General features: G+C 56.8%; 13 protein-coding genes. 3 read left to right on the top strand and 10 right to left on the bottom strand.

Annotation, left to right across the window (positions count from 1 at the left end; translation table 11 throughout):
- Window positions 1-10: 10 nt before the first annotated feature.
- From ACLIKD_RS18750 to rpmH, 9 genes are all read right to left on the bottom strand, one after another.
- Window positions 11-1,348, bottom strand: a complete 1,338-nt coding sequence (locus ACLIKD_RS18750) for an NAD(P)/FAD-dependent oxidoreductase (protein WP_428826214.1) — start codon at window positions 1,346-1,348, stop codon at window positions 11-13.
- A gap of 38 nt (window positions 1,349-1,386) precedes the next feature.
- Window positions 1,387-2,022: a hypothetical protein gene (locus ACLIKD_RS18745; protein ID WP_428826213.1), complete on the bottom strand. Its 636-nt coding sequence runs from the start codon at window positions 2,020-2,022 to the stop codon at window positions 1,387-1,389.
- A gap of 23 nt (window positions 2,023-2,045) precedes the next feature.
- Entirely contained in the window at window positions 2,046-3,692 is a 1,647-nt protein-coding gene (locus ACLIKD_RS18740; RefSeq protein ID WP_428826212.1) for a B12-binding domain-containing radical SAM protein, read from the bottom strand.
- A gap of 71 nt (window positions 3,693-3,763) precedes the next feature.
- Window positions 3,764-4,540 (bottom strand): sulfite exporter TauE/SafE family protein, encoded by a 777-nt coding sequence (locus ACLIKD_RS18735; RefSeq protein WP_428826211.1) that lies wholly within the window; start codon window positions 4,538-4,540, stop codon window positions 3,764-3,766.
- A gap of 305 nt (window positions 4,541-4,845) precedes the next feature.
- Entirely contained in the window at window positions 4,846-6,192 is a 1,347-nt protein-coding gene (gene mnmE / locus ACLIKD_RS18730) for a tRNA uridine-5-carboxymethylaminomethyl(34) synthesis GTPase MnmE (protein ID WP_428826210.1), read from the bottom strand.
- Between the two features lie 3 nt (window positions 6,193-6,195).
- A complete protein-coding gene (gene yidC / locus ACLIKD_RS18725) occupies window positions 6,196-7,845 on the bottom strand; it encodes a membrane protein insertase YidC (RefSeq protein WP_428826209.1) in 1,650 nt (549 codons plus the stop codon).
- A gap of 29 nt (window positions 7,846-7,874) precedes the next feature.
- Window positions 7,875-8,084, bottom strand: a complete 210-nt coding sequence (gene yidD / locus ACLIKD_RS18720; protein ID WP_226419964.1) for a membrane protein insertion efficiency factor YidD — start codon at window positions 8,082-8,084, stop codon at window positions 7,875-7,877.
- The gene (gene rnpA / locus ACLIKD_RS18715) at window positions 8,084-8,452 is read right to left on the bottom strand and encodes a ribonuclease P protein component (protein ID WP_226417797.1); all 369 of its coding nucleotides are present in this window, start codon (window positions 8,450-8,452) and stop codon (window positions 8,084-8,086) included. The genes yidD and rnpA overlap by 1 nt, the downstream gene beginning before the upstream one ends.
- A gap of 17 nt (window positions 8,453-8,469) precedes the next feature.
- Window positions 8,470-8,604: a 50S ribosomal protein L34 gene (gene rpmH, locus ACLIKD_RS18710; protein ID WP_011289924.1), complete on the bottom strand. Its 135-nt coding sequence runs from the start codon at window positions 8,602-8,604 to the stop codon at window positions 8,470-8,472.
- A gap of 233 nt (window positions 8,605-8,837) precedes the next feature.
- Here rpmH and dnaA point away from each other — a divergent pair, with 233 nt between their 5' ends.
- From dnaA to gyrB, 3 genes are all read left to right on the top strand, one after another.
- A complete protein-coding gene (gene dnaA, locus ACLIKD_RS18705; RefSeq protein WP_428826208.1) occupies window positions 8,838-10,223 on the top strand; it encodes a chromosomal replication initiator protein DnaA in 1,386 nt (461 codons plus the stop codon).
- Between the two features lie 210 nt (window positions 10,224-10,433).
- The gene (gene dnaN, locus ACLIKD_RS18700; protein WP_226471948.1) at window positions 10,434-11,540 is read left to right on the top strand and encodes a DNA polymerase III subunit beta; all 1,107 of its coding nucleotides are present in this window, start codon (window positions 10,434-10,436) and stop codon (window positions 11,538-11,540) included.
- 41 nt (window positions 11,541-11,581) lie between these two features.
- Entirely contained in the window at window positions 11,582-14,059 is a 2,478-nt protein-coding gene (gyrB, locus tag ACLIKD_RS18695) for a DNA topoisomerase (ATP-hydrolyzing) subunit B (protein ID WP_428826207.1), read from the top strand.
- 474 nt (window positions 14,060-14,533) lie between these two features.
- Here gyrB and ACLIKD_RS18690 read toward each other — a convergent pair whose 3' ends face one another.
- A complete protein-coding gene (locus ACLIKD_RS18690) occupies window positions 14,534-15,424 on the bottom strand; it encodes a tetratricopeptide repeat protein (RefSeq protein WP_428826206.1) in 891 nt (296 codons plus the stop codon).
- Window positions 15,425-16,137 lie beyond the last annotated feature (713 nt).

The raw sequence follows: 16,137 nt of genomic DNA, 5'->3' as shown, positions 1-16,137 counted from the left end.
GGCAAATTCACTAAGCGTTATAGACGGGCGGAACTTCGACCGGACGAATATTGAAGTGGCGACGTTTCCAGCCCATGAAAGCGCGCTTCGGCTGAATGATATTGGCGATGTAATAAAGCAGCTTGAACATCCAGATCGAACGCCAGATCGGCGTCTTGCCGAAAATGTCGCCGGCCAGTACCGACAGCAGGGCTTCCTTGACGCGGAAGATGTTCTTCGGAAACATGAAGAAATCGCGCATGATCGGATTGGTTACCCGATAGATGAACCAGGAAAACTCCTTCGGGCCGTGCTTCATCAACGCATCGAAACGCTTCAGCGCAGCGGCCGCCTGGGCCGGCTTGCTCAGGCAGGTATCGATGGCCTCGGCGCCGAGTACGCCACTGTTCATGGCGAGCAGCACACCGGAAGAAAATACCGGATCGATGAAGGCATAGGCATCGCCGAGCAGCAGATAGTTCTGGCCGTGGTTGCGCTCGGAGACATAGGAAAAATTGCCGGTCGCCTCGACCTTGTTGACCAGCTTGGCGTCCTTCAAACGCTCGGCCAGGGCCGGACACATGGCAATGCCGTCCATCAGGAACTGCTCGATGTTCCGCTCGCCGATGGTCTTCATGTAATACGGCCAGGTCACCATGCCGATGCTGGTGGCATCGTCCATCATCGGAATGAACCAGAACCAGCCGTGCTCGAACCAGAAAATGGTGATATTGCCGGCGGCCTGCCCGTCGTGGCGTTTGGCTCCGGAGAAATGGCCGTAAATCGCCGAACTGTTGTGTTTCGGGTTGCGATGCTTGATCTGGAAGCGGTTGGCAAGAAAGGTGTCGCGCCCGGAGGCATCGACCACGAAGCGGGCTTTCCACGCAAACTCGCGACCATCGTCGTATTGTGCCTTGATCACCGCGCCGCTGTTATCAGGCAGAAAATCGACCGTCTTCGCCTTGCAGCATTCATGCACCTCAACGCCCTTCTTCTCGGCATTGCGCAGCAGGATGGTATCGAATTCGGCGCGCTTGACCTGATAGGCATAGGGCATCGTCTTGTCCCAGGCATCCGCAAAATGGAAGCACTGCGCCATCTCATGGTGAGGCGAAACGAACTCGGCGCCCCATTTTTCCATGCCGATCGCCTTGATTTCTTCAGCCACACCCATCCGCTCGAAGAGCGGCAGGTTGGCCGGCAACAAGGATTCGCCGATATGAAAACGCGGGTGCCGGGCCTTTTCCAGCAGCACGACACGATAACCCTTGGCCGCCAGCAATGGCGCTATGGTCGTTCCGGCCGGACCGCCGCCGATTACCAGAACATCACATTCCCGACGTTCGATTTCCTTCGCTTGCTGTTCCATTGGTTCAAGCCTGTCAATTTCTCTGTGGCGGCGAAGAATTATTTGCCTTTATAGGTCATGTAGCCAACCGTTTCCGAATGGCCGTCGATCCTGCTTACCTTGTTGCCTGACCAATACACGTAATAGGGACCGAAACTCGACCACCAGTAACGCCAATATGGCCCATCCAGCTTCGGGTTTTCATTGGTCTGCGGATGACCGACCGCCATGATCACCTGTTCCTTGCTCATCCCCTTCATCAACTGCCCCTTGGCGATGGCATTGCGTACCGCCGGCGCAAACTTGGCAAGTTTCAGCTTTGGGTCTTCCAGTACGACCACCTTGTTTACCCACTGCTCGGTACTTTCCTCGGCCCGGCCATAGTCGTGTCCCAGGCGCATCGCCTTGCCATTGACCTCGATGTAGGCGCGATATCCATCAATTTTCTTGACGTTGATCGGCGTACCCACCGGGATGAAAGCCAACTGGGCGAGATTTGAATCACTAATCCAGTCGCCTTCGTAATGCAGGTTACAGCAGGCGTAACCGCTACGGACGACCGATTCGCTTTTGGCCGAGGCAACCGGTTTGCTGTCTTCTGGCTTGCTGCCGGAACCCCCGCAGGCGGCCAGCGAGGCAAGCAGCGTGACTGCGGTCAACAACCAAAATTGGCCAAAAATACCAAATTTTTTCATGGTCAACCTCCCCCGGGCGGCGATTATACCGCTGCTTGCAAACTCGGCGGCGTACAACAGGCGGTCGATTCTTCCATCACCTGCAGCACGGTTTTCATTGCCTCGCGCCGCGAAATTTTGATCGGCGACATCGAAACGATGTTATCGACCTGCAATTCCGGACTGAGGAAAGGCTTGATACCGACTGGCTGACGGGGATGCAGTACGAATTCGCGCTTGGCCTTTTCGAGCTGCTCCTTGTTGGCACTGAAGTAGCGTGCGGCGGCAATGGTCTCCGGCAGGTGCTTGAGTACGTGCCACAGACTCCAGCGATGGGCCCACAAGCGCTTGGCGAAGCGGTGGCGATAGCCCTTGCTGTCATAGAAGCGTTTGACGTGCCAGTTGTACAGCGCGTCCATTTCTGCGCGCGACGAAAAACCATGCGGCAGAAAAACGAAGTTCAGGCAGTTCATCAGGCGCCAGTCCTCAATGAAATCGCCGGATTCGCCGCTGACGCACTCATCCCAGATCGGCGCACCATGCAGCGGGCTGAACTTGGTCATGTTCATTTCGTCGAGTTCCAGCGACAGGATGAAATCGCTGGTCGTCCTGACGGTTTCCGGCGTTTCACCGGGCATCCCGAAAATGAACAGGCCCTTGGCGCGCATCCCGGCCGCATGGATCTGCCGTACGGTATCGCGCACGGCGTCGAGCGTAACGCCGGCCTTGTGGCGTTCCATCATCGCCAGATCGGCCGATTCGATACCCATCGAAACCATCAACACGCCGGCCTGCTTGAGTTTGGCGAGCATCTCGTCGGAGGTATGGCCGGTGCGGATGGCGCAATTCCACTGGATGCCGAGCGGTTTTTCGATCAGCAGCTCGCACAAGTCCATGACGCGCTGCTTCTTGGCGGTGAACAGGTCGTCGTACATGTTGATGTGATAAACGCCGAAATTGTCCCGCAAGTACTTCATGTGGTCGTAGGTGTATTGCGCCGAATTGGTCTTGTACAGCCGCTCGAACACCGTCCGGTCGCAGAACGAACAGGTGTAGGGGCAGCCGCGCGAGGTGATCATCGTCGCCCCGTAGCGCTTTTCGTAGGCAAACAGCGGCAGATGGTAGGCGTGCGGGAAGCCGGCCAGTTTTTCGTAGGCGGGAAAGGGCAGTTCGTCGAGATCGAGGATGCGGTCGCGGCGCGGATTGACGCGGATCTTGCCTGCCTCGTCGCGATAGATCAGATTGCCGATCTCTGTCAGCGGTTTACCGTCGGCCAGTTCCAGCATCGCGCCTTCGCCTTCGCCAATGACCAGATAGTCGATTTCCGGAAAGTGTTCGAGGATCGGCGCGCCCAGCGAGGAAACATGAACATTGCCGAAAACGATCTTGATCTCCGGCCGACGCTCGCGGATATAGGCGGCAATTTCGAAGGCATCCATGAAACCGGAAGTGGTCGCCGAAAAACCGACCATTTCGGGATTGCTGGCCAGCACGATCTCGGCGTTCTCGGCGATGCCGGGCGGCGAATAAGGACCGAGGCAATCATGCAGGGCGACGTTGTGGCCGAATTTTTCCAGCCAGGAAGCCAGTTGCATGATGCCGATTGGCGGCATGCGGTTAGCCAGTACCGAAAAATCCGGTTGCCCCGGAACAAAATTGAAGCCAGCGGGGTGTACGAGCGTGATGCGCATGAACTTTTCCTCTGTCGAAGTGGCCGGATTTTATTTGAAAACACCAGCCGCCATCAGTTCCGGGAAAAGTATTACAAAAGCCTATAGGTATCCCAGGCAAATTTGACGATCAGAATGCCAACCATCGCCAGAAAAACCTTGCGCACAAAACCGCTGCCATGCCGCAAGGCCAGCCAGGTTCCGGCCACCGAGCCGCTGACATTGGCGAGCGCCATGAGCAGCGCCAGCAAAGCCAGGACAAAGCCGTTCGGCACAAAATAGGCGAGGGCCGCCAGATTGGTGGCGACATTGACTACCTTGGCGCCAGCCGAGGCGTGCAGGAAGTCGAAACCAAAGAAGCGGACAAACAGGAATATAAGAAAACTGCCGGTCCCCGGTCCGAAAAAGCCATCATAGAAACCGATCACGCCACCCAGCAACACCGCGTAGATGAGTTCCCGATGACCGGCATGTGCCAGTCGGTGAACCTGCCCGAAATCCTTGTGCTTCAGCGTGTATACCGCCGCAATGACCAACAGCAGCAGGATCAGCGGACGCACCGCATCTTTCGGCAACCAGGCGACCGCCGCCGCGCCCAGGTAGGAAAAGGCAAAAGCGGCGAGTGCTGCCGGTAGGATGGTCCGCCACGGCATCTTCACCTGCCGGGCGTAGCGCCAGGTGGCATTCGCCGTACCGACAACGCTGGCGCATTTGTTGGTACCAAACAGCGTTGCCGCCGATTCACCCGGATAGATGGCAAACAGTGCCGGAATCTGGATCAGGCCGCCACCACCCACTACCGCATCGATGCTGCCGGCCATGAAAGCCGCAAAAATCAGCACCAGCAGTTCCGGTGTGAAGATTTCCATCAAGGTTTTCTGGCGGCGATCAGCCGCAAGTTGTTGCTTGTTTGTTTTTCAACAAGAATCATATATAAAACGACTATAAGGAGTAACTCAGCAATAGTTCTGTGGATAAGTAAAAAATTAACTTTTTATACAAGCTGTTACGCTGAAAATTTGGTCTTCAAAAGCCTCTGAATGACTTGTGGATGAAAAGGGGATCGTTTTTCAGGAAAGCTTGAACACTCGTTTGATCCACAAACGGCCGACAGTTTATCCACAGCCTTATCACCAACGATTCTCGGGTACCTATTCGGGGCCTGCCAAGCGCGTTATTTGCCGATGCAGAAGCGGCTGAAGATGACGCCGAGCAGATCGTCGGCGCTGAATTCGCCGGTGATCAGGCCAAGCGCCTGTTGGGCCAGGCGGAGTTCTTCGGCGAACAGTTCAAGAGCCGGGAGGGCGCTTTCGACAACCTGGCGCGCCGCGGCAATGTGTTGCTGGGCATCGGCCAGGGCGCGCAAATGGCGTTCGCGGGCGATGAAGACATCTTCCGTCTGATGCCAGCCGGCGATCCGCAACAACTCCTGGCGCAGCAGCTCGATACCCTCTCCGGAGCGGGCGGACAGTGAGATGGCCGTGCTGTCGGGTTCGACATGCCGTTCGGCTGGCGTACCGGCGAGGTCGATCTTGTTATAGACCGTAATGCGTTTGAGCTGGGCTGGCAGCCGGTCGAGGATCTCGCGGTCGGCTTCGCCGGTTCCGCTGCGCGCATCGACCAGCAGCAGTACGACGTCGGCCCGTTCGATTTCCCGCCAGGTGCGTTCGATACCGATTTTTTCGACTTCGTCATCGGTTTCGCGCAGGCCGGCGGTATCGATGATGTGCAGTGGAATTCCCTCGATCTGGATGGTCGACCGCAAAGCATCGCGCGTCGTCCCGGCAATCGCCGTGACGATGGCCAGATCGTCGCCGGCCAGCCGGTTGAGCAGCGAGGACTTGCCGACGTTCGGCTGGCCCGCCAGCACGACGTGCAGGCCCGATTGCAGCAGCTTGCCCTGGCCGGCCCGGTCGAAGGTCTCAGCCAGCTTGCGCTGGAGGTTTTCGAGGCGGCCGAAGGCATTGGCTGCCTTCAGGAAATCGATATCTTCTTCGGGAAAATCGAGCGTCGCTTCGACCAGCATGCGCAGGTTGATCAATTCGTCGGTCAGGCTGTGGATTGCCTTGGAAAATTCACCCTGCAGCGAACGGATGGCCGAGCGCGCCGCGCTCGCCGTCGAGGCATCGATCAGGTCGGCGACCGCTTCGGCCTGGGCCAGATCGAGCTTGCCGTTGAGGAAGGCGCGCCGGCTGAACTCGCCGGGTTCCGCCAAGCGGGCACCAAGGTCGAGACAGCGGGCGAGCAGCATCTGCATGACCACCGGGCCGCCATGGCCCTGCAGTTCGAGGACATCCTCGCCGGTGAATGAATGGGGATCGGGAAAGTAAAGCAGCAGGCCACTGTCGATGGTCTGGCCATCGGCCGACTTGAAATCGGTCAGCGTGGCGTAACGCGGCTTGGGTGTCTTGCCGGTCAGTGCATAAGCAAAGGGCAGCAAATTGCTGCCCGAGATGCGGATGACACCGACACCGCCACGGCCGGGGGCCGTAGCGATGGCGGCAATGGTGCCGGAGGTCACACCTTAGGCCTTGGCATCGTTGGCAGCCTTGCCGCCTTTTTCGATCATCCGGGTGATCTGCCATTGCTGGGCAATCGACAGCACGTTGTTGACCACCCAGTACAGCACCAGACCGGCCGGGAACCAGAAGAACATGAAGCCGAAGATCAGCGGCATGGCCATCATCACCTTGGCTTGGATCGGGTCCGGCGGCGTCGGGTTGAGTTTGGTCTGGACGAACATCGAGGCCATCATGATCACCGGCAGGATGTAGTACGGGTCGGCCGAAGCGAGATCCTTGATCCACAGGATCCACGGCGCATCGCGCATTTCAACGGCACCGAGCAGCACCCAGTAGAGCGAAATGAAGACCGGGATCTGGATCACAATCGGCAGGCAGCCGCCGAGCGGATTGACCTTCTCGGTCTGGTACATCTTCATCATTTCCTGATTCAGCCGCTGCTTGTCGTCGCCGAAACGTTCCTTCAGCTGGGTCAGGCGCGGCGTCAGGATGCGCATCTTGGCCATCGACTTGTAGGAAGCGGCGGAGAGCGGGAAGAAAATGGCCTTGATGATGATGGTCAATACGACGATCGCCCAGCCCCAGTTGCCGACCAGACTGTGAATCGCCTGCAAGGCCCAGAAAATCGGCGCGGCAACCACGGTCAGCCAGCCGTAATCGACCACCAATTCGAGACCCGGAGCGATCTGCTTCAAAGCTGCCTGTTCCTGCGGACCAGCGAAGAAGCTGACGGCCGCGTCACCCTTGGCGCCGGGGGCAATTTCGCCAACCGGAACAATCAGACCGGCCTGGAAAGCATTGGTCCCTTCCGCCTTGCGCATGTAGAACTCGCGCTGGGTCTTGTCCTGCGGAACCAGGGCCGTGACGAAATAATGCTGGACCATGGCCAACCAGCCATTGTCGGCCGTCTTGGTAAACTTGGCCTTGTCCTTGGCGATGTCTTCGTAGCTGACCTTCTGATATTTGTCGGCGTCGGTATAAACCGCCGGGCCGGTAAAGGTCGAAACCATCTTGGTCTCGCCTTCCGGGGCCACATCATCACGCTGCAACTGGAAATAGGCGTGCGCGGCGACCGGCTTGTCGCTGCCGTTGGCAATTTCCCAGGCAACATCGATCAGGTAGGACCCACGCTTGAAAGTCAGGATCTTGGTGGCCTTGACGCCATTCTGACCGACTGCCTCGAGACGAACCTTGAGTTCGTTGGCGCCTTCGGCCAGCTCGCTCGGACCCTCGACACGCTTGAAAGTCGAACGGTGCGTCGGCAAGCCTTCGCCGATCAGGCCACTCTGCGCGAAATATTGATGCTTGGCGTCGAGCAGGACAAAAGTCTTGTCCTTGTTGTCGTGTTCCTTGTACTTGAGCAGTTCAAGCCGAACCAGATCGCCGCCTTGGGCAGAGATCGTGGCCTTGACCAGATCCGTGCTGATCGAGAACGTTTCGGCTGAAGGCACGGTCGCCGTCGCCGGCACAACCGAAGCGGCAGCTCCGGGGGCTTGCAGATTAGCCGTTGGCTTGGGCGCACCGGTGCCGGCCACATTCGCCGTCACGGCTTCCGTTACGGGCTTGGGCTGGTTGTACTTCTGCCAGTTTTCCCACAGCATGAAGCTGGAGAAGGTGAAGATCAAAACCAGAATCAGGCGACGAGTGTCCATGTACGGCCTACCAAATAAACATGCTCAAATCAGGGTACTGGATCGTACCCGCCGGGATGCCATGGGTGACAGCGGCAGACGCGCTTGGCGCCCAACCAGCCACCCTTGATGGCACCGTGTTTTTGTACAGCTTCCACCGCGTATTCCGAACAACTCGGAAAATAACGACAGCGTCGCCCCAACCAGGGACTGATCGCATATTGATAGACGCGAAGCAGTCCGATCAACAGGCGTTTCATCATTCATGCCGCTTTGGCCGGGGCCGCAGCAACTTTTCCAGCAGGGCGACAAAATCGCCGGCAAGTACTCCGCCGTCAAGCGGAACCGGCTTTGCTGCCAGTCGAACGACCAGATCATAAGCTGGAAGTCCGGCGCGCCGACAACGAAACTGCTCGCGGACGATGCGTTTGACCCGGTTGCGGTCGACAGCCCTTTTCAGCAACTTCTTGCCGACTACCACGCCGAGACGAGCCTCGGTTTGTCCCTCGGATCTGGGCTGGTAGTGCAGCATCAGCAATTGGCCGCGAATCGCCTTCCTGAAACCAAAAACGGATGAGAACTCATCCGTTTTTGTCAGGCGATAGCGTCTGGCGAAGGCTTGATTCACCCCGCCGAACGTCCGGCTTATACGGCCAGACGTGTGCGACCTTTAGCGCGGCGAGCAGCAATAACTGCACGGCCACCCTTGGTGCGCATACGGACCAGGAAGCCATGGGTGCGCTTGCGGCGCACGACCGACGGTTGATACGTGCGTTTCATGTTGTAATCCCTTGATGTGCTAAGAAAAACACGTGATTACACCCTGATTGAGGGTCTGCTGTCAAGATCAATTATTTCGCACAGCTGTGGATAACTTTGTGGATGAAGGGTAGAATTCCGCCTTTCCCGGTGGCTCGAATGCCGCCGAAAATTTGTTATAAATCGCAATTAAATCAAATAATTAGAACCGCCAGTACGATCTATTGACTGAGCGGGGAGGAGTGCCTTCACCAATGGCCGTTTTTTGGGAATCCTGTTTGCAGCGTTTTGAGCAGGAATTGCCCGCCCAGCAATTCAACACCTGGATCAAGCCACTTCGTCTCGAAGGCGAAGATACTGCCCTGGAAAACGGGTTGCGACTGATTGCGCCCAACGGTTTCATCCTGAAATGGGTGCGTGACCGCTACCTGTCACGCATTGAAGACTACAGCCAGGCTTTTTTTTCGGCCCCGGTCACCATCGCTCTGGTCATTGGCAGCGGCAAGGCAACGGCCAGCCGGGCAGAAGGAACACTGGACAAAGCGGATGGCCAGGCCAAAGCACCGGTTGCTAAGGAAATTTCAGCACAGGAAAAATCCCGGGCCAAGGGTGGAAATTTCGAAAAATCCCGGCTGTTCCATGCTTTCACCTTCGACAATCTGGTGGTCGGCAAGGCCAACGATCTGGCCCGGGCCGCCGCCATTCAGGTCGCCAACAACCCGGGCGGTGCCTACAACCCGCTGTTTATCTACGGTGGCGCCGGTCTCGGCAAGACCCACCTGATTCACGCCATCGGCAATACCATCCTGGCCGAGAATCCGGAAAAGATCGTGCGTTATGTCCATGCCGAGGATTACTACTCCGACGTGGTGCGGGCCTATCAGCAAAAATCCTTCGACAGTTTCAAGCGGACCTATCGTTCGCTCGATGTGCTGCTCCTCGACGACGTCCAGTTCTTCAATGGCAAGAACCGCTCACAGGAAGAGTTTTTCTTCCTGTTCAATGCGTTGATCGAGGCCCGCAAGCAAATCATCATCACTTGCGATACCTATCCGAAGGACATCAACGGCCTCGATGACCGCTTGGTCACCCGTTTCGACTGGGGCCTGACCGTCCAGATCGAACCGCCGGAACTGGAAATGCGCGTCGCCATTCTGAAGAAGAAGGCCGAAGCCGAAGGCATGCAGCTCGACGACGAAGTCGCTTTCTTCATTGCCAAGCACTTGCGCTCGAATGTCCGCGAACTGGAAGGAGCGCTGAAGAAGGTGCTCGCCTATTCATCCTTCCACGGCCGCATCATCGCCCTGGACCTGGCCAAGGAAGCGCTGAAGGACCTCATCGGTTCGGTGCGCAATGTCGGGATCGACAATATCCAGAAGACCGTCGCCGACTACTACAAGATCAAGGTGGCCGATTTCTTCTCGAAGAAGCGGACGCGGGCGATTGCCCGGCCGCGCCAGCTCGCCATGTGGCTCTGTCGCGAAGTCACTTCGCACAGCTACCCGGAAATTGGCGATGCCTTCGGTGGCCGCGATCACACCACGGTCATCCACGCGGTAAAAACTATCGATTCCCTGCGCCTCAAGGAGAACGAACTGAATCATGACCTGCATGTGCTGCTGCAGGTATTGAAAGGATGACGCCTGTCGACAAGCCTGGGGAAAAGCTGTCAGTCAATTGTGGATCATCGGGGAATAGCTGGTTTGTGGGAAAATTATCCAGAATCGATCCACAGGCAATCCAGAGCTTTCCCAAGAGCCGTAAAATTCACGCAATAATCTGAAAATAAAGAAAAATAACTTTTTATCCACAGAATTGTTCCCGATATAGTTTACTAAGGAATTTAATTTATGGTTCTTATTAAAAGTCAAAGAGACACGCTTCTCGCTCCTTTGCAGTCGGTATCGGGGATCGTCGAACGTCGTCACACCCTGCCGATTCTGTCGAACGTGCTGCTCGAAAAGAAGGGCGACAGGCTGACGCTGCTGGCTACCGATATCGAAATCCAGATCACCACATCCACCGAAGTGGCTGCCGGTGAAGGCGACGGTGCGGTAACGGTCGGTGCGCGCAAGCTGCAGGAAATCCTGCGTTCGTTGCCCGACACCGCCGAAGTCAGCCTGGTGCTCGAAGACAAGCGTCTGACGGTACGGGCCGGCAAGAGCCGTTTCAGCCTGCAAACGCTGCCGGCCGACGACTTCCCGCGGATGACGATGACCGAAGGCGAAACTCGCCAGTTCTCGATCACCCAAAAAGCTTTCCGCCACCTGCTGGGCAAGACCCAGTACGGCATGGCCGCCCAGGACGTCCGCTACTACCTGAACGGCCTGCTGTTGCTGGTTGAAGGCAAGGAGCTGCGTGCCGTGGCCACCGACGGTCATCGTTTGGCCTTCGCCAGCGTCGAGATCGAAGCCGATCTGCCGCGTCAGGAAATGATTCTGCCGCGCAAGACGGTACTCGAGCTGAACCGTTTGCTGGTCGATAACGACGAACCGCTGAACATCACGCTAGCCTCGAATCAGGTGCGTTTCGCGTTTGGCTCGGTGGTTCTCGTTTCCAAGCTGATCGACGGCAAGTTCCCCGACTACGAACGCGTTGTCCCGGCGACTCTGAAGAATCACATGACGGTCGGTCGGCAGACCCTGATGCAGGCGATGAACCGCGCCGCCATCCTGACCAATGAAAAATTCCGGGGCATTCGTGTGGTTTTAGGCGAAAATAGCCTGAAATTGATGGCTGCCAATGCCGAGCAGGAAGAGGCGCAGGAAGAAATCGAAGTCCAATACACCGGTGATGCCATTGATGTCGGCTTCAATGTCGGTTATCTGCTCGATGTGCTGAACAACGTGCACACCGAAGAAATCCAGTGGAGTTTCAACGACGCCAACTCGAGCGCGCTGATTACCGTGCCGGGCAACGAGCGCTTCAAGTACGTCATCATGCCGATGCGTATCTGATTCCTGAATTCAAAGATAAAGTTTCACGTGGAACACAAGTAATGATCGAAGAAAATAGTCCGCAGGACAGCTCGCCGGGTTATGGTGAATCCAGCATTCAGATTCTTGAAGGCCTGGAAGCGGTGCGCAAGCGCCCGGGCATGTACATCGGCGATACCTCCGACGGTACCGGTCTGCACCATCTGGTTTTCGAGGTGGTCGACAACTCGATCGACGAGGCGCTGGCCGGGCATTGTGACGACATCGTCGTTACCATCCATACCGACAATTCGATCAGCGTTACCGACAACGGCCGGGGCATCCCGGTCGGCGTCAAGATGGACGACAAGCACGAGCCGAAGCGCTCGGCTGCGGAAATCGCGCTGACCGAACTGCACGCCGGCGGCAAGTTCAACCAGAACTCCTACAAGGTTTCCGGCGGCCTGCACGGCGTTGGCGTGTCCTGCGTCAATGCGCTGTCCAAGTGGTTGCGCCTGACCATCCGGCGCGACGGCAAGAAGCACACGATGGAGTTCTGCCGCGGCCATGCCGTCGATCGCCTGATCGAAGTGCGCAACGGCGTCGAAGTTTCACCGCTCAAGGTGATCGGCGAAACCGAAAAACGCGGTACGGAAGTCCATTTCCTTGCCGACGACGAAATCTTCGAGCACATCGAGTTCCACTACGAAATTCTCGCCAAGCGCCTGCGCGAACTGTCTTTCCTGAACAACGGCGTGCGCATTCGCCTGGTCGATCAGCGCACCGGCAAGGAAGAAGACTTCGCCTTTGCCGGCGGCGTCCAGAGCTTTGTCGAATACATCAACCGTTCCAAGACGATCCTCCACCCGACCGTGTTTTACTCGGCCGGCGAAGCGAAGGTCGGCGATACCGGGGTGACCATCGGCGTCGAAGTGGCGATGCAGTGGAACGACTCCTACCAGGAACAGGTGCTCTGCTACACCAACAACATTCCGCAAGCTGATGGCGGCACCCATCTGACCGGCCTGCGCGCCGCGATGACCCGAGTCATCAACAAGTACATCGACGAAAACGAGATCGCCAAGAAGGCCAAGGTCGAGATCGCCGGCGACGACATGCGCGAAGGCCTGGCCTGCGTGTTGTCGGTCAAGATGCCCGACCCGAAGTTCGCGTCGCAGACCAAGATGAAGCTGGTTTCGTCGGAAGCGCGTCCGGCGGTCGAAGAAGTCGTTGCCCAGAAACTGGCCGACTTCCTGCTCGAACGCCCGGTCGATGCCAAGATGATTACCGGCAAGATCGTTGAAGCCTCCCGGGCCCGCGAAGCCGCCCGCCGGGCCCGCGAACTGACCCGCCGTAAAGGTGTGCTGGACGGCGTTGGTCTGCCCGGCAAACTGGCCGACTGCCAGGAAAAAGATCCCGCCCTCTGCGAAATGTACGTGGTCGAGGGCGACTCCGCCGGCGGCTCCGCCAAGCAGGGTCGCGACCGGAAATTCCAGGCCATCCTGCCGCTGCGCGGCAAGGTGCTCAATGTCGAAAAAGCCCGTTTCGACAAGCTGATTTCCTCCGAGCAGATCGTCACGCTGATCACCGCGCTCGGTACCGGCATTGGCAAGGACGAGTTCAAGATCGAGAAGCTGCGCTACCACCGCATCATCATCATGACCGACGCGGACGTTGATGGCGCGCACATCCGCACCCTGCTGCTGACGCTGCTCTACCGTCAGATGCCGGAATTGATCGAACGCGGCTACGTCTATATCGCCCAGCCGCCGCTCTACAAGGTCAAGCACGGCAAGACCGAGCGCTACCTGAAGGACGATCAGGAATACCACCAGTTCCTGTTGCGCATGGCGATGGATGAAGCCAGCCTGACGCCGCGCGCCGATGCCGAGCCGATCGTCGGTGCAGCACTGGAAGAACTGGCCCGCTCCTGGTTGTTGACCGAAGCGGTCATCGAACGCATTTCGCATCTGGTCGATCCGATCGTCCTCAAGGCGCTGGTACAGCACAACCTGAAACTTGACCTGAGTTCCGAAGCCGGCGCCAAAGCCAGTTCCGAAATGCTCGACAAGCATCTGGTCGGCGGCATCCACACGGTGCCCCGCTTTGACGACATCCAGGAACGCTGGACCCTGCGCGTCGAGAAAATCCATCACGGCAACCTCAAGGTCGGCCTGATTGACGAAGACCTGCTGCTCTCCGGCGACTTCATGCAACTGCACCGGACGGCCGAAACGCTCGCCGACCTGTTTGGACCGGGCGCCTTCATGGCCCGTGGCGAGAAGAAGCAGGTCGTCACCAATTTCGGCGACGCGATGAAGTGGCTGTTGGCCGACGTCGAACGCGGCATCAGCAAACAGCGCTACAAAGGTCTCGGCGAAATGAACCCGTCTCAGCTGTGGGAAACCACGATGGACCCGAAAGTCCGCCGCCTGCTGCGTGTCCAGATCGACGATGCGATTGCCGCCGACGAGATATTCACCACGCTGATGGGCGAACTGGTCGAGCCAAGAAGGGCGTTCATCGAAACCAATGCCTTGAATGCACGGATCGATATTTAATTTGTAGTGTAGGATCTCATTGAAATTGAGATTTGTCTCAAATTCTGAGATACCGTAGTAAATAGTTCTGCGCCCTAGAGATCCTACGATCTTGTAGATCGTGTCAAATTTAGCTTCTGACCAATCGGTCTCTGCGATGAAAGGCCAACCCAATTAGGTTGGCCTTTCTTTTATGAGCTACTGCTTTCTTGTCAATTACAAACTTTAGACGAATGACTCAAATTCGGCCATTGCCGCCATTCAGTGGTTGCTCCGTGGCAGTCCGCAATGGGCCGGATACCTGCCGGTCAGTGCCAAAGCCGGACGGATGGCAGCTTTCCCATTCGACGAATGCATACTCGGTGCCCAAAGGCGACGGTCAGGACTTTGGAAAGCGGACCTTCAAACGTGGAGGTCAGGGGCGTTGCGCGGCTTTATCGCGCAGCGTCCCCTGGACCGCAGGGTTGGACGTCACTTGAAACAATAGATGTGCAGTCACTGCTTTTCTTTGAGTTCTTCAATTGATGCGTTAGCGCCATGCTGAACAATTGCAGCCTGAGTCTTCCGAAGAGACTCGATCATCTCAATAACCTTTTTCTTTTCAGCAGAGTCGAACTCACGGGTAATGCTTGCGAGTGTCAATTGTTGCGCTTCGGAACTCGGTTGAACCGAAAGCAGTGCTGCCGCGCGAATGGTGTTCTGTTGTACGCCGTCTCCAGAGTAATACAGTTTAACGACTTTGTCCTTGGCGTTGAGGTCGCCTAGCAATGCCGATCTTTCATAAAGCCGGGCGGCGAGATCAACATTTTTTTTGACCCCCTTGCCTTCAAGATAGAGTCTGGCAAGCCGTGCCTGAGCATCTACGACGCCTGCATTTGCAGCTTGTTGATAGAAACCTGCAGCTTCTGAAAATTGCGTTCCTTCTTCAGCAACGACTCCACTCACCAGTAGATCTAGTGATTTCGATAGCGCCTCAGAATTGGCTATCGCGGCCTGAAGCACAACAAGTTGTTGTTCAACTGACTGAAGGGAGCTATTAAGCCGCCCGCGCATATTTTTTCGCAAACCACCCGATCGCTCTGCATCAGATAAGGCAGCTCGCATCCCAGTAACAGCCGGTGGAAGTGAGTCGAATCCTTTGCGCAACGTGCCGATTTGTTCTTGAACGAGCTTGTTTATATGGCGCTGGCGCTTGGACGAGTCCTCTTGCAGTTTTAGACGTTCGTCGAGTACTCCTATTTTCTCTTCGCGTACTCCAAGCCGCGCCTCAGAAATTTTCATGTATGCAACGGCTGTGAAGCCACCGACTGCTAGGCAAGCAGCGAGTGCTACAGCAACTATGTATGGGTGCCGCTTCGCTTGTTCAAGAAGGTCTTTGGGTTCCATTTTCTTCTCCTAGCCGCGTGTGGTGAGTTCTAGATGTGACGTCCAACGTTGTAGGTAAGGGGCGCTGCGCGGCGCTTTATCGCGCAGCGTCCAGCGACCGGAGGGAGCGGCCTTGACCGCAGTGTTAGGCCGTCGTTTCCCAGGCAAAATGAATGAATTCATTCTGATACTCTGCGATGGCTGAAACAAAGAATTCTGTCTTCATGGAGTACATGAGCAGAGCGCCTATGAATACTTGCCCACTCGCCAATGGAAGGATCGGGGGGGGCAACAAGACTGCTGCAATGTGTTGCTACTAAATCGTTAAATAGTAGTTCATCGATTGGTTCGAAGTAGGCGTCTGACAAGTAACTATGTAGATATGGCTCTCGCCCTCGCCAGTCATCAGCAAGTTCTGCGGCGAGCCAGAAGCGTAAGCCGTTGTCGCCATGCGCCTTCGGAGCGCGAGTAATGCGAATTGACTCCTCACTATCGGGAACTTGGAAGGCGTGCTGTGGGTAGCAAATGTAGTAGAGCCCCCGATATGACTGAAGGTGTTGGAGTCGGCTGCCTTCAACCTGTATCAATTTGTCATAGTCAATGCGACAGAACATAGGCGGCCTAACGTCTGAAATGAGCGGCCTCGCGCGGCTTTATGCGTGAGGTCCGCTCGATTGATGGGTTAGCCCGTTGTAAACCACAATAGTCGGACATAAAAATCTCTTGTCTTTACC

It is taken from the genome of Azonexus sp. IMCC34842, from assembly GCF_050368855.1.
GTDB classification, from domain to species: Bacteria; Pseudomonadota; Gammaproteobacteria; order Burkholderiales; family Rhodocyclaceae; genus Azonexus; species Azonexus denitrificans_A.
This window is presented reverse-complemented; position numbering and strand designations above follow the sequence as displayed.

What these genes read in the sequence shown, in the direction of transcription:
- ACLIKD_RS18750 (WP_428826214.1), bottom strand. Translation starts at nt 1,348, where the DNA reads ATGGAACAGCAAGCGAAGGAAATCGAACGTCGGGAATGTGATGTTCTG.
- ACLIKD_RS18745 (WP_428826213.1), bottom strand. Translation starts at nt 2,022, where the DNA reads ATGAAAAAATTTGGTATTTTTGGCCAATTTTGGTTGTTGACCGCAGTC.
- ACLIKD_RS18740 (WP_428826212.1), bottom strand. Translation starts at nt 3,692, where the DNA reads ATGCGCATCACGCTCGTACACCCCGCTGGCTTCAATTTTGTTCCGGGG.
- ACLIKD_RS18735 (WP_428826211.1), bottom strand. Translation starts at nt 4,540, where the DNA reads ATGGAAATCTTCACACCGGAACTGCTGGTGCTGATTTTTGCGGCTTTC.
- yidC (WP_428826209.1), bottom strand. Translation starts at nt 7,845, where the DNA reads ATGGACACTCGTCGCCTGATTCTGGTTTTGATCTTCACCTTCTCCAGC.
- yidD (WP_226419964.1), bottom strand. Translation starts at nt 8,084, where the DNA reads ATGAAACGCCTGTTGATCGGACTGCTTCGCGTCTATCAATATGCGATC.
- rpmH (WP_011289924.1), bottom strand. Translation starts at nt 8,604, where the DNA reads ATGAAACGCACGTATCAACCGTCGGTCGTGCGCCGCAAGCGCACCCAT.
- dnaA (WP_428826208.1), top strand. Translation starts at nt 8,838, where the DNA reads ATGGCCGTTTTTTGGGAATCCTGTTTGCAGCGTTTTGAGCAGGAATTG.
- dnaN (WP_226471948.1), top strand. Translation starts at nt 10,434, where the DNA reads ATGGTTCTTATTAAAAGTCAAAGAGACACGCTTCTCGCTCCTTTGCAG.
- gyrB (WP_428826207.1), top strand. Translation starts at nt 11,582, where the DNA reads ATGATCGAAGAAAATAGTCCGCAGGACAGCTCGCCGGGTTATGGTGAA.
- ACLIKD_RS18690 (WP_428826206.1), bottom strand. Translation starts at nt 15,424, where the DNA reads ATGGAACCCAAAGACCTTCTTGAACAAGCGAAGCGGCACCCATACATA.